The following is a 12,438-nucleotide window of genomic DNA, read 5'->3' on the forward strand; positions in this document are numbered from 1 at the left end:
ATGCGCCCCTTTCCAATCGTGGGTGGAGGTGCGCCCCGAAAGGGGCGCGGGGAACGGCGCGAGCAACCACAACCAGCCCGCAGTCGCCCACGAACCTCAGACCGCCCCCCGGAACCGCGTAGTCCGATGCACAGGATCCGTGTCGATCTTCGGAATGACGTGCTCGCCGATCATCCGGATCGTCTGGAGGGTCTCCTCCTTGGGCACTCCGACCGGGAGCCCGAAGCTCAGCTGGTCGGCGCCCGCCTGCTCCCAGCGCTTGCACTGGGTGAGCACCTCGTCGGGGTCGCCGCAGATCAACAGCTCTTCCTCTATGAGGAGTTCGACGAACTCGGCGTTGTACTCGGGGAGCGTCTCGGGCCAGACGGGGAAGCCCTCGGGGCGCGGGAAGGTGTCGTGGTAGCGGAAGACGAGGGAGGGCAGATAGTGCAGCCCGCCGCTCACCGCGATCCGGATCGCCTCGTCGTGCGTGGGCGCGCAGATCGCGGTGGTCGTCACCATCACGTTGTCGTTGACGAAGTCCCCGATGGGCTCGGCGTCGACGACCGCCGTCTTGTACTGCTCAAGGACCCACTCCATGTCGGAGACCTTCTGCACGCTGAAGCCGAGCACACCCAGGCCCTTGCGGGCGGCCATCGCGTACGAGGGCGGCGACCCGGCGGCGTACCACATCGCGGGGTGCGACTTCCCGTACGGCTTGGGGAGCACCTTGCGGGGCGGCAGCTGCCAGTGCTTGCCCTTGAACCCGACGTACTCGTCCTGGAGCCACATCTTGGGGAACTCGGCGATGGTCTCTTCCCAGATCTCCTTGGTGTAGTTCATGTCGGTGATGCCGGGAAGGAAGCCGAGGATCTCGTGCGATCCCGCACCGCGTCCGGACCCGAACTCGAAGCGGTTCTCGGTGAGATGGTCGAGCATGGCGACCTTCTCGGCGACCTTCACGGGGTGGTTGACCTGGGCGAGGGGGTTGAAGATGCCCGAGCCGAGGTGGATGCGGTCCGTCGCGTGCGCCAGATAGCCGAGGTAGACGTCATTGGCGGAGAGGTGCGAGTACTCCTCCAGGAAGTGGTGCTCGGACGCCCAGGCGTACTTGAAGCCGGACTTGTCCGCCTGGATGACGTACTCGGTCTCCTCCATCAGCGCCTTGTGCTCCGCGAGCGGATCGGTCTCGGCCCGCTTGCCCACGTATCCCTGTACAAAGAGCCCGAATTCCAAGGAGGTTCACCGTCCCCATCCAGTTATCTGACGCATCGTCAGATTCTTTGAGCCGACTGTTCCACCGCGCGCATGCACCGTCAATACCTGATACGACGTCAGAGAACGCTGACGCCCGCCAGCCAGCCGCCGTCGATCACGAACGGCTGCCCGGTGATGTACGAGGAGTCCTCACCGGTCAGGAAGAGGGCGAGCCGGGCAACCTCCTCCGGCCTGCCGATCCGCCCGAGCGGCACGAGCTTGCGGTACAGCTCGTCGAGCGCCTCGGAGGCCGCCGCGCTGTCGGCGGGGTCGGCGTCCGGGTCGAGCTGGGCGGGGTTGCTCATGGCGGTGTCGACGGCGCCCGGGCAGACGGCGTTGACACGGATCTTCTTGGCGGCCAGTTCGAGTGCGGCGACCCGGGTCAGCCCGACGATGGCGTGCTTGGTCGCGGAGTACGCCCCCACCCACGCCATCCCGGTGAGCCCCGCGTACGAGGCGGTGTTCACTATGGTCCCCCCGCCCGCGGCCTCGATCTCGGGCGCGACGGTCTTGATCCCGAGGAACACCCCGACCTGGTTGACCTGCACGATCTGCTGGAACTCGTCGAGGGGCGTGGCGACCAGCTCGTTGAAGCGGAGGATGCCGGCGTTGTTGACGAGCCCGTCGATGCGCCCGTACGCGCTCTTCGCGGCGGCGACGGCCGCGTGCCAGTCGGCCTCCTGGCTCACGTCGAGATGGACGTACCGCGCGCCGATCTCCTTGGCCAGGGCCTCACCCTGGTCGTCGAGCACATCCGCGACGACGACGTCGGCACCCTCCGCCGCGAAGAGCCGCGCCTCCTGCTCGCCCTGCCCGCGCGCCGCACCGGTGATGAGAACGACGCGCCCGTCCAGCTTGCCCATGCCGTGACTCCCTAGTTGAGGTGGGGCGCGACGTCCGCGCCGAACGCCGCGATCTGGTCCGTGAGTTCCTCGCGGCTCCGGCTGCGGAACCGCACCTGTATCTGGTGCACGCCCATCGCGCCGTACTCCCGCAGCGACTCGGCCAGAGCCTCGGGCGGCCCGCTCAGCGTGCGCCGCCCGACCTCCCAGCCGGGCTCGCCGACGTACAGCGGCTCGGTGATGGCGCCGACGGTCAGGGGTTCCTCGATCCCCGCCCCGGCGCGCAGCTCCCGGAGCCGGGCGATCTGCCCCGGCAGCCGGTCGCGCGGATCACCCTGCGGCAGCCAGCCGTCGCCGCGCAGCGCGGCCCGGCGCACGGCGGCGGGCGAGGAGCCGCCCACCCACACGGGGACCCGCTCCTGGGCAGGCCTGGGCCGCTGGCCGAGCCCCTCGAAGTCGTACATCTTGCCGTGGTGGACGGGGAACTCGTCCGACCCGAGCGCGGCGCGCAGCGCGTCGATCGTCTCGTCGAGGACGGCTCCCCGGCGCTCGAAGTCGGCCCCGACCGCCTCGAACTCCTCCCGCACGTGCCCGGCGCCCACCCCGAGGACCAGACGGCCGCCCGACAGATGGTCGAGGGTCGCGTACTGCTTGGCCGTGACGAGCGGATGCCTGAGCCCGACGATCGCGACATGACTGAGCAGCCGGACGCGCTCGGTCACGCCCGCGAGGAAGGCGAGGGTGGCGACCGGGTCGTACCAGACGGTGCTCATCGCGCCCGCGAGCCTGCGTGGGATCGCGACGTGGTCGCAGCTCGCGACATAGGCGAATCCGGCGCGGTCGGCGGCGCGGGCGATCTCGACGAGGTCGTCGGGGCCGGCGGCGGCTTCCCAGGGTTCCGCGTAGATGGTGCTCTGGGACTGGACGGGGAGCTGGATGCCGTAGGAGAGGCGTTCCTCGGACGGGACGGGCACGACGACCCCCTTGCCTGACCGACGGCCGCCCGGCTGACGAACCGTCAGATTGAATGGGACTCGCACATAGTCGTCGCTGACGCCGCGTCAGACAAGGGGAAGCCCCGGCGGAACATGTCCGCCGGGGCTGTTGCCCGGGACAGGGCGCGTGGGCTGTGCGTCAGCGGGCGAAGCCGAAGCCGAACCAGGCGTCGGTGACGGGCGCACCGACCTCGGCGGGCCCGAAGGCGACCGAGCCGGAGGCGGTCGGGCCGGTGCTGGTGGAGCGGAAGGCCCAGACGGCGCCGTCGTAGGTGTTCTCGCCGTGCGCGGCGACGTACAGCTCGGCACGGCCGTCATGGTTGGTGTCGGCCAGCGCGGTGTGCCCGCCGAAGAGGTCGCCCTTCTCGGCGGTGCCGGGCACACCCGTGGTGTTCTGGGTGAAGGACACGGCGCCGCTGCCGGTGAGACCGGACGCACCGCCGCGCAGCACGGCCACGCCGCCCGCCGAGGCGATCGTGCCCACGGCCTCACCCGGGGTGCCGACGGCGACGTCCGCGTACCCGTCGCCGTTGGTGTCCCCGACGGAGATGCCCAGGCCGAAGTCATCGCCCTTCTCGGACACTCCGGGCACGCCCGCCGTGTCCTGGTTGATCACCGTCGTACGAGAGGTGTCGGGCCCGTTCGCCGAGCCGTACACCACGCCGACCTGCCCGCCGAGGAGCGCCGGTTCGACGGATTCCTCACCTTGGCCGTCGACGGGGCGCCCGACGACCAGATCGGCGTACCCGTCCTTGTTCACGTCGCCGAGGCCGAGGCTGGAGCCGCCGGGCATGTTGGTGCCGTCGGACCGCTTCAGGACGACCAGGTCGCTCAGCCCCTGCTTGGTGCCGTGGAGGTAGGCGATGCGATAGGCGGCGCCCGGCGGACCCTCCTCGGTGGGGGTGTGGACGAGCCCGACGAGGTCGGTGATGCCGTCGTGGTCGACGTCCCCGGCGGCGACGTCGTCGATGACGAAGCCGGCGTCTTCGTAGCTGAGGTCGAAGGCGATGTCCGCGGACGCCGCGGCACCGGCGGTGCGGGTGAACGGACCGGTCAGCAGATGGTTGTCCGTGGCCACGTCGAGCCGGCCGTCGCCGTTGAAGTCGCCGACGGTGGCGTGCCGGGGCTTGACCTGGTCGAGCATGGAGCCGGTCGCCACGACCTTGCCGCCGGACAGACCCGTCTTCCCGCCCCAGACGACGGTCAGGGTGCCCGCCTCCTGCACCGACCCGACGTCCTCGCTCGGGGCGCCGACGACCAGGTCCGTGTACCCGTCGCCATCCAGGTCGCCGAGGGACAGGCCCCAGCCGAACCAGTCGCCGGTCTCGGCGGCGCCGGGGATGCCGGTCGTGTTCTGGCTGATGACCTGCCGGTGCTTGGTGTCCAGCCCCTGCGAGGAGCCGTACACGACGCTCACGTACCCGGCACGGGCGTACCCGCCGACCGTGCCCCAGGGGGCGGCGACGGCGAGGTCCGTGTACCCGTCGCCGTTGAAGTCGGCGCGCACGCTCGTCGCCCCGGCGCTCGCCGTACCGGCCGCGTGCGCGCTCACCGGGCCGACAACGGCTCCGGCGACGGCCACGGCGGCCACGAGTCCGAGGCGGGAACGAAACTTGCGTCTTCTCATGTGGAACCCAAACTCCCGCGCTGAAAGTGCAGCTGCCCGACGGAGAAGTCAAGATCCTCACTCCGCCGCCAGTACGACTCCTGTGGTGGTGGCAGGGTTGCCCTGGAAGACGGCGGGAATTCCCGAATCGTTAACCGGCGCCTCCCCGGGGCCACAGCCCGTCCTCCGTCAGCCCCAGCAGCTCGATCGCGTTCCCCCGCACGATCCGCTCGACGACGTCCGGGGCCAGGTGCCCCATCTGGGCCTCGCCGACCTCCTTCGACTTCGGCCAGGTCGAGTCGGAGTGCGGGTAGTCGGTCTCGTAGAGGACGTTGCCGACGCCGATCGCGTCGAGGTTCCTGAGGCCGAAGGCGTCGTCGAAGAAGCAGCCGTAGACGTGGTCGGCGAAGAGTTCGGACGGCGGGCGGTGGACCTTGTCGGCGACGCCGCCCCAGCCGCGGTTCTCCTCCCACACCACATCCGCGCGCTCAAGGATGTAGGGGATCCAGCCGATCTGCCCTTCCGCGTACATCACCTTCAGGTTCGGGAAGCGCTCGAACTTGCCGCTCATCAGCCAGTCGACCATCGAGAAGCAGCAGTTGGCGAAGGTGATGGTGGAGCCGACGGCGGGCGGGGCGTCGGCGGAGGTCGACGGCATACGGCTGGAGGAGCCGATGTGCATGGCGACGACCGTGCCGGTCTCGTCGCAGGCGGCGAGGAAGGGGTCCCAGTCGTCGGTGTGGACGGAGGGCAGCCCCAGGTGGGGCGGAATCTCGGAGAAGGCCACCGCGCGTACGCCACGGGCGGCATTGCGGCGTACTTCTTCCGCCGCAAGCGCGGGGTCCCACAGGGGGATGAGGGTGAGCGGAATGAGACGACCCCGGGCGGCCGGTCCGCACCACTCCTCCACCATCCAGTCGTTGTAGGCCCTGACCCCGAGAAGTCCCAGCTCACGGTCCTTGGCCTCGGTGAACGTCTGGCCGCAGAAGCGGGGGAAGGTGGGGAAGCAGAGGGCGGACTGTACGTGGTTGACGTCCATGTCGGCCAGGCGCTGGGGGACGTCGTACGAGCCCGGTCGCATCTGCTCGTACGTGATGACTTCGAGGCGTATCTCGTCCCTGTCGTATCCGACGGCGGTGTCGAGACGGGTGAGCGGCCGGTGCAGGTCTTCGTACACCCACCAGTCGCCGATGGGGCCGTCGTCGCCGGGGCTGCCCATGACGGGCGCGAACTTTCCGCCCAGGAAGGTCATTTCCTTCAGCGGCGCGCGGACTATGCGAGGGCCGGTGTCCAGGTACTTCTTCGGGAGCCGGTCCTGCCAGACGTTCGGGGGCTCCACCGTGTGGTCGTCGACGGAGATGATCTTCGGGAAGGCCGGGCCGGCCGCGGGCGTCTCCATGGTCTCCATACGGCCCACGGTAGCGCTGATCTGACGACCCGTCAGCTACTCGCGAGCTACCGGTGCCCTCCCCGTCTGCTATCCGCCTGCTGGCCGTCGGGCACCTGTCCGCCCCCTTGCCGGGCGTCCGGAATGGTCGACTGTGTGCGGTTGTGTGGGGAGAGTATGTGAGGACCCTGTGGCGTCCCGTGCGGCTGCCTGTGATCGCCGTCTCGCACGGCTGACGCATCCGCCATGAACAAGGCAAACTGGCCTCGTTGTACTGACGGTTCGGCAGGGGGCAGCGATGGACGGTGTGCCGCGAGTACCGGAGCAGTGGCGTCGCGAGGAATCGGCGGCGTTGCGCTTCAGCGTGCTCGGACCGGTGCGCGCCTGGCGCGACGAGGAGCCCCTGCCGGCGGGGTCCCCGCAGCAACGCGCCCTGCTGGCCGCGCTGCTGCTCCGCGAGGGCCGCACGGCGACGGCCTCCGAGCTCATCGACGCGCTGTGGGGCGACGAGCCCCCGTCCCAGGCCCTGGCCGCCGTACGGACGTACGCCTCCCGGCTCCGCAAGGCGCTGGGCCCCGAAGTCCTGGTCAGCGAGTCGGGCGGGTACGCGATCCGGTCCCTCGGCGAGGGCGCCCTGGACCTCGCCCGCGCCCAGGAACTGGCGGCCGAGGCGGAGAAGGCCCGCGGCTCCGGTGACCTCTGCCGTGCCCGCGAGGTGCTGCGCGACGCGCTCGGCCTGTGGGACGGCGAGGTGCTGGCGAGCGTTCCCGGGCCGTACGCCGAGACACAGCGCGCCCGGCTGGAGGAGTGGCGCCTCCAGCTGCTGGAGTCGCGGCTCGACATGGACCTGGAGCAGGCCTGCCACGCGGAGGCGGTCTCGGAGCTCACGGCCCTGACGGCGGCACATCCGCTGCGGGAGCGGTTGCGCGAGCTGCTGATGCTGGCGCTGTACCGCAGCGGCCGCCAGGCGGAAGCGCTGGCGGTCTACGCGGACACGCGGCGCCTGCTCGCCGACGAGCTGGGCGTCGACCCGAGGGCGGGCCTGAAGGAACTCCAGCAGCGCATACTCCAGGCGGACCCGGGCCTCGCCGAACCGTCGGCCCCGGCCGCCGAACCCGCCGCCGCACCCGTCCGCCCCGCCCAACTGCCCGCCACGGTCACGGACTTCACCGGCCGGACGTCCTTCGTACAGGAACTGAGCGACGTCCTGGCCTCGGCGTCGTCCGACGCGGGCCGGGTCATGGCGGTCTCGGCGCTGGCGGGCATCGGGGGCGTGGGCAAGACCACCCTGGCCGTACACGTCGCCCACCAGGCGCGCGCCGCCTTCCCCGACGGGCAGCTGTACGTCGACCTCCAGGGCGCGGGTTCAAGAGCGGCCGAACCGGAAACGGTCCTGGGCGCCTTCCTCCGCGCCCTCGGCACGGCCGACTCCGCGATCCCCGACTCCCTGGAGGAACGCTCGGCCCTGTACCGCTCGGTCCTCGACGGCCGTCGCGTCCTCGTCCTGCTGGACAACGCCCGCGACGCCGCGCAAGTCCGTCCCCTGCTCCCCGGGATGGAGGGCTGCGCGGCGCTGGTCACCTCCCGGGTACGGATGGTGGACCTCGCGGGCGCCCATCTGGTGGACCTGGACGTCATGTCCCCCGAGGAGGCCCTCCAGCTCTTCACCAAGATCGTGGGCCAGGAGCGGGTCGCCTCCGAGCGGGAGGCCGCCCTGGACGTGGTCGCGGCGTGCGGCTTCCTGCCCCTCGCGATCCGCATCGCGGCGTCACGACTGGCCGCCCGGCGCACCTGGACGGTCTCCGTACTGGCGGCGAAGCTTGCGGACGAACGCCGCCGCCTGGACGAACTCCAGGCCGGGGACTTGGCGGTGAAGGCGACTTTCGAGCTGGGGTACGGGCAGCTGGAGCCGGCGCAGGCGCGCGCGTTCCGCCTCCTGGGCCTCGCCGACGGCCCGGACATCTCCGTGGCGGCCGCTGCGGCGGTGCTGGACCTTCCGGTCGAGGACACGGAAGACCTGCTGGAGTCCCTCGTCGACACATCGCTGCTCGAGTCCGCGGCGCCCGGCCGGTACCGGTACCACGACCTCGTACGCCTCTACGCGCGTGCTTGCGCGGAGCGGGACGAGCAGCCGCCGAGTGAGCGGGAGGCGGCTATGTCGCGGTTGCTGGACTTTTATCTGGCTACGGCGGCGGGGGTTTACGCGATTGAACGGCCGGGGGACCGCACCGTGGAGCACATTGAGCCGACTCAGTACCCAGGCCTCTCCTTCACAGATCACCGCACGGCTTTGGACTGGCTGTACGCGGAGGCCGACTGCCTTCTGGCCACCGTCCGGCAGTCCGTCTCGCTCAGCACTCTGCGCAGGGCCGTGGACCTGCTTCTCGCTGCGAAAGACCTGGCCGAATCGGGGGCGAACTCACACCAGTTCGGTACCACCACAGCTGCCGTTCGCGACGCGGGCGAGGCGGCCGGTGATGCACGCGTAGAGGCCCGGGCACGCACCACGCTCGCCCAAGTGCACAGCACAGCGGGAAGGTTCGCGGAGGCGGAGAAGGAGGCCGAGCGCGCCATGCTGCTCGCAGCGGACGCGGACGACCCCTGGACGAACTGCAACGCCCCCAGTGAGCGCGGCATCGTTGCGGCCTACCAAAGCAGGCACAGCGCGGCAGAGGTGTACCTACAGCAAACGCTCGCAGCCTTCCAGGCAGACGGCAATCGCGCAGGTGAAGCCAGTGCCCTGTGCAACCTCTCAAGGGTGCACCTGGCCATGAACCAAGTGGCGAGCGCGGTGGAACTCGCCGAGGCGGGTACTGAGATCTATCGCCATATGGGCCTCACTCTTCGCCTTGCGAACGGGAGTTACGCCCTGGGTCTCGCCCTGGCACAGGCGGACCGGGCGGACGAAGCGCAGGAACGGCTCTCCCATGCGCTGACCATTTTCCGCGACAGCCGTCAGCGCCTGTGGGAAGGAATGACGCTGTTCCGCCTTGCCGAAGTGGATCTGATGGCTCGTCGACCGGCCCAGGCAGCGGCGAACGCAGAGATGGCCTTGACCGTATTGCGAGGCATCGGCGGCGAATGGCGACGCGGCAACGTGCTCACGGTCCTCGGCCGTGCGCTCACCGCCATCGGCCAGACCGGACGTGCCCAGGTCTGCTGGCAGGAAGCGGCCCGAATCTATGAGGAATTGGGGTCGCCGGAGATCGCGGAAGTCCGCGGTCTGCTGGCGCCCGCGCAGGCCGCCTGACGCCAGGCCGGGACGTTCATCGTTCGTTTATCACCGAGGGCCATTCTCTCCTTAGTCGATCCGTCGTGTCGGGGGGCAGATGGGTCACCGAAGAGGGCCTCGCACCGCCGAACTAGGGTGGGCAGCCCAAAGAGGCCAGTCCGGAAGCCCACGGGGGAGCGGCCGGACTGGCCTCACTGATCCAGCTCTCCCACACGTCGATGGAGTTCATGAAATGAGCGACGCCAAGAAGTCCACGGTCACGCCGCAGGACAGCCACATCACCGACGAGCCTGCCACGGTGACCACTCAGGACAGTCACATCACCGACGAGCCCGCCGCCGTCGCCGACCTGCTCACGCCGCAGGACAGCCACATCACCGACGAGACCAGCTGACACCAGAAGAGACCTGCCTGACGGGGACGTCGGCCGCGGCGGCGCGGAGGGGGAGCCGTCGCGGCCGACGTGTGTCCGATGCACGGTTCACGCCATTTCATGGCGGGAACCGTTCGAGTCACTCGAACAATCGCCCCCCCTGACGCTAGCGTCACTCGGTGTCCAGAGGTCCCCTCTCCCCGAGGAGTTGGAATGACTCGTGCCAAGAAGGCCCTCGTCACCGTGGCCATCGCGGCCGCTGCCGCGATCGGCACGTCAGCACCGGCATTCGCCGACATGCATGCCACGGACACCCCCGTCACCACGGACGACATGCACGCCACGGACACCCCCGTCACCACGGACGACATGCACGCGACCTGAGCTGTCACGCGTTGGGGGCCAAGCGATGCCCTCGGCCCCCAACGTCGCATCCAACTCCTTTTCGTACGTCCGCCACACGCCCCTGACGCTCCACGACACAACCCCTGACAACCCGGCCGCGATACGTCCGCCCCTCATGCACCCACCATCACACCGTGAATAGCTGCCGGTCCGAAGTCCACGCCTTCCAGTGCGAGCAACAGCGCCAAGCGCCGTTCCTCCTGAAGCCGCTGCTTCTCCGCCGCGCGGTAGTAAGGGCGAGTGAGCGGGGCGGCGGTGACATCGACGCGGTGGTCTGTGGCGGCTTCGCGGGCGTACGGGCTGCGAAGGCGTGGGAGGGCGAGCGCCGCGCCGGGGTGCGGTCGGGGACGCCTCGGCGACGGGGTCACTTCCGTGGGCCCGAGGTCCCGCACACCGCACCGCCGCCTGCCGGTGCCGGGAAGCAACAGCGCGAGCAGGCGTGACAGCAGCAGGACCAGCAGTCGCACTACCCTTCCCCCAACTCGCACCACACGGTCTTGCTCGCACCTCTCTGCTCCACACCCCACCTCAACGCCACCGCCTCAAGCAGGGCAAGGCCGCGCCCGGACCCGTCGTCGCCCGTGGCGTGCAGGAGGACTGGCAGGGCGCGCGGATCCGGGTCGGTGACCTCGACGCGGGTGCGGGCCTCCGCCCGGAACACCCGTACGCGTACCGGAGTCCCCTCCCCCACATGCCGGATGACATTGGCCACCAGCTCGGTGACGCAGAGCTGAACATCCGCGCAGGGCTCGCCCAGATGCCCCCGTACGGCGCGGCGCAGGTCCGGCACCGCCTTGGGTACGGCGAGCAGATCGAGTTCGAGATGAGCTGCGCCGGGGATCCGGCCATCCCCCTTAAGCACGGCGGTGAGTCTGCGCGCGGTCGCGGTGTTGCAGTTTCCGAGCGCCACCAGCCCCGCCGGGGGCCGGTACGTGCCCGCGAAACTCGGCAGGTCGACGCGCAGGGAGGGCAGCGTGACGCCGTGGGCCACGAGGGCGGCGCGGAGTTCGTCCACGCAGCGTTCCACGTCGTGGGCGGTGGGGGGTTGGTGGGCTTGCATGGGGTACGCCTTCCGTGAGCCGAGCCGTCGCGTTCCGTGACGAAGCAGTCACACCATGACGTGAAGCGGCGTACCGTAAAAGAGGTTTGAGTTACGCACGGCAACTGGCAAATGGTGGTGGTGTGTTGTGCCCTCCCGTAAGAATCCCGACGCTTCGGCGAACGTTCCCTCCTTCTACGGCGCCGAGTTGCGCTTCAAAAGGGAGCTGGCGGGCCTCACGCTCGAACAACTGGCGGAGGGCAGCTACCGGGGCGTGCCGTTTCTGAGTCAGATCGAGCGGGGTGAGCGACGCATGCCGCTGGACCTGGCCCGGCACGCCGACCAGAAGCTCGGGACCGACGGCTTTTTCGAGCGGCGTTGTGAAGATGTACGCCGGGCACGGCAGTCGGGGCACGCGGAGTACTTCGCCGACGTGGCGGAGATGGAGCGGCATGCGGAGACGATTGAGGAGTGGGCGCCCTCACTGATCCCAGGGCTGCTCCAGACCGCGGCGTATGCCACGAGGGTCGTGCACACCTCGCTTCCGTGGCTGCCGCCCGAAACCGTAGAGAAGCAGGTCCGCGCCCGCATGGAGCGCGCGCAGCTCTGGGAGAGCGAGGAACACCCGGCGTTCTGGGCAGTGCTACACGAGACGCTGATCCGCAATCCGTTGCTGGAACCCGCGGAGATGGCCGCCCAGCTGGGGCACATCGCGCACGTGATCCGCTCCACGCAGAGCGTTTTGCAGATCGTTCCGGAAACGGCGGCAGCCCACCCGCTCATGATGGGCATGGTCAAGGTCATGACCTTCCCGGACGCACCGCCCGTGGTGTACACGGAGGGCCTGCACAGCGGCCAGCTCATCGACTTTCCGGCCCTCGTGAAGAACTACCGGAGGTCGTACGATCTGCTCAGGGCAGCGGCGCTTCCGCCGGACGAGTCCCTGACCCTGGTCGAGCAAGCAGCAGAGGACTACCGAAATGGCCAGCACAAAGCCTGACTTGAGCACCGTGGCCTGGCGCAAGAGCAGCTACAGCAACGGCAGCGGCGGCGATTGCGTCGAGGTCGCCCCCGGCCACCCCGGAGTCATCCCCGTCCGCGACTCAAAATCCCAGAACGGCCCAGTACTCCTGTTCCGCACGACCTCTTGGACCCCTTTCCTAAACTCCCTGAAGCACTAACCGAGGCTATGGGCGGGAGCGATTGGCAATCCCGTTCCACGTTCTCGGCGTAAGAACCCGCCCCCACAGGCCCACCCCTGGCACGCATCTGCCAATCCCTCCTCCCCCGCCCACCTCGGCCGCCTCCGGGTGAGTTATCCAC

At 69.6% G+C, this 12,438-nt stretch carries 12 protein-coding genes; 5 read left to right on the forward strand and 7 right to left on the reverse strand.

The genetic code is table 11. The features are described from left to right. Nucleotides 1-96 precede the first annotated feature (96 nt). The 5 genes from AB5J50_RS22495 to AB5J50_RS22515 all read right to left on the reverse strand — a co-directional run bounded on the left by AB5J50_RS22495 (nt 97) and on the right by AB5J50_RS22515 (nt 6,087). Nucleotides 97-1,215: an LLM class flavin-dependent oxidoreductase gene (locus AB5J50_RS22495; protein WP_327429552.1), complete on the reverse strand. Its 1,119-nt coding sequence runs from the start codon at nt 1,213-1,215 to the stop codon at nt 97-99. Nucleotides 1,216-1,313: 98 nt separating this feature from the next. Next, nucleotides 1,314-2,099 (reverse strand): SDR family NAD(P)-dependent oxidoreductase, encoded by a 786-nt coding sequence (locus AB5J50_RS22500; protein ID WP_369260201.1) that lies wholly within the window; start codon nt 2,097-2,099, stop codon nt 1,314-1,316. 11 nt (nt 2,100-2,110) lie between these two features. Continuing rightward, on the reverse strand, nt 2,111-3,052 hold the full coding sequence (locus AB5J50_RS22505; protein WP_369260202.1) for an LLM class F420-dependent oxidoreductase: 942 nt from the start codon (nt 3,050-3,052) through the stop codon (nt 2,111-2,113). 160 nt (nt 3,053-3,212) lie between these two features. After that, complete coding sequence (locus AB5J50_RS22510; protein WP_369260203.1) at nt 3,213-4,700, reverse strand: VCBS repeat-containing protein; 1,488 nt, start codon at nt 4,698-4,700, stop codon at nt 3,213-3,215. Between the two features lie 130 nt (nt 4,701-4,830). Further along, nucleotides 4,831-6,087, reverse strand: coding sequence for an amidohydrolase family protein (locus tag AB5J50_RS22515; RefSeq protein WP_369260204.1), 1,257 nt, complete (start codon nt 6,085-6,087; stop codon nt 4,831-4,833). A gap of 277 nt (nt 6,088-6,364) precedes the next feature. Here AB5J50_RS22515 and AB5J50_RS22520 point away from each other — a divergent pair, with 277 nt between their 5' ends. From AB5J50_RS22520 to AB5J50_RS22530, 3 genes are all read left to right on the forward strand, one after another. Then, nucleotides 6,365-9,316: a BTAD domain-containing putative transcriptional regulator gene (locus tag AB5J50_RS22520; RefSeq protein WP_369260205.1), complete on the forward strand. Its 2,952-nt coding sequence runs from the start codon at nt 6,365-6,367 to the stop codon at nt 9,314-9,316. A 214-nt stretch (nt 9,317-9,530) separates the two neighbouring features. After that, the gene (locus tag AB5J50_RS22525) at nt 9,531-9,692 is read left to right on the forward strand and encodes a hypothetical protein (RefSeq protein WP_369260206.1); all 162 of its coding nucleotides are present in this window, start codon (nt 9,531-9,533) and stop codon (nt 9,690-9,692) included. A gap of 192 nt (nt 9,693-9,884) precedes the next feature. Beyond that, complete coding sequence (locus AB5J50_RS22530; protein WP_369260207.1) at nt 9,885-10,055, forward strand: hypothetical protein; 171 nt, start codon at nt 9,885-9,887, stop codon at nt 10,053-10,055. Between the two features lie 134 nt (nt 10,056-10,189). On the opposite strand, the gene AB5J50_RS22535 is transcribed toward AB5J50_RS22530, so the two are convergent. Together AB5J50_RS22535 and AB5J50_RS22540 are read right to left on the reverse strand one after the other, a co-directional pair. Then, nucleotides 10,190-10,543, reverse strand: a complete 354-nt coding sequence (locus AB5J50_RS22535; protein WP_369260208.1) for a hypothetical protein — start codon at nt 10,541-10,543, stop codon at nt 10,190-10,192. Next, a complete protein-coding gene (locus tag AB5J50_RS22540) occupies nt 10,543-11,136 on the reverse strand; it encodes an ATP-binding protein (protein ID WP_369260209.1) in 594 nt (197 codons plus the stop codon). Before AB5J50_RS22540 ends, AB5J50_RS22535 begins: the two co-directional genes overlap by 1 nt. A gap of 127 nt (nt 11,137-11,263) precedes the next feature. Between AB5J50_RS22540 and AB5J50_RS22545 the strand changes: the two genes are divergently transcribed. Then, nucleotides 11,264-12,115: a helix-turn-helix domain-containing protein gene (locus AB5J50_RS22545; protein WP_369260210.1), complete on the forward strand. Its 852-nt coding sequence runs from the start codon at nt 11,264-11,266 to the stop codon at nt 12,113-12,115. Then, nucleotides 12,096-12,296, forward strand: a complete 201-nt coding sequence (locus AB5J50_RS22550; protein ID WP_369260211.1) for a DUF397 domain-containing protein — start codon at nt 12,096-12,098, stop codon at nt 12,294-12,296. The genes AB5J50_RS22545 and AB5J50_RS22550 overlap by 20 nt, the downstream gene beginning before the upstream one ends. The last annotated feature ends 142 nt before the right edge of the window (nt 12,297-12,438 follow it).

The sequence above is a fragment of the Streptomyces sp. R35 genome, assembly GCF_041053035.1.
Taxonomy (GTDB): Bacteria; Actinomycetota; Actinomycetes; order Streptomycetales; family Streptomycetaceae; genus Streptomyces; species Streptomyces lutosisoli.

What these genes read in the sequence shown, in the direction of transcription:
- AB5J50_RS22500 (WP_369260201.1), bottom strand. Translation starts at nt 2,099, where the DNA reads ATGGGCAAGCTGGACGGGCGCGTCGTTCTCATCACCGGTGCGGCGCGC.
- AB5J50_RS22510 (WP_369260203.1), bottom strand. Translation starts at nt 4,700, where the DNA reads ATGAGAAGACGCAAGTTTCGTTCCCGCCTCGGACTCGTGGCCGCCGTG.
- AB5J50_RS22515 (WP_369260204.1), bottom strand. Translation starts at nt 6,087, where the DNA reads ATGGAGACCATGGAGACGCCCGCGGCCGGCCCGGCCTTCCCGAAGATC.
- AB5J50_RS22520 (WP_369260205.1), top strand. Translation starts at nt 6,365, where the DNA reads ATGGACGGTGTGCCGCGAGTACCGGAGCAGTGGCGTCGCGAGGAATCG.
- AB5J50_RS22525 (WP_369260206.1), top strand. Translation starts at nt 9,531, where the DNA reads ATGAGCGACGCCAAGAAGTCCACGGTCACGCCGCAGGACAGCCACATC.
- AB5J50_RS22530 (WP_369260207.1), top strand. Translation starts at nt 9,885, where the DNA reads ATGACTCGTGCCAAGAAGGCCCTCGTCACCGTGGCCATCGCGGCCGCT.
- AB5J50_RS22540 (WP_369260209.1), bottom strand. Translation starts at nt 11,136, where the DNA reads ATGCAAGCCCACCAACCCCCCACCGCCCACGACGTGGAACGCTGCGTG.
- AB5J50_RS22550 (WP_369260211.1), top strand. Translation starts at nt 12,096, where the DNA reads ATGGCCAGCACAAAGCCTGACTTGAGCACCGTGGCCTGGCGCAAGAGC.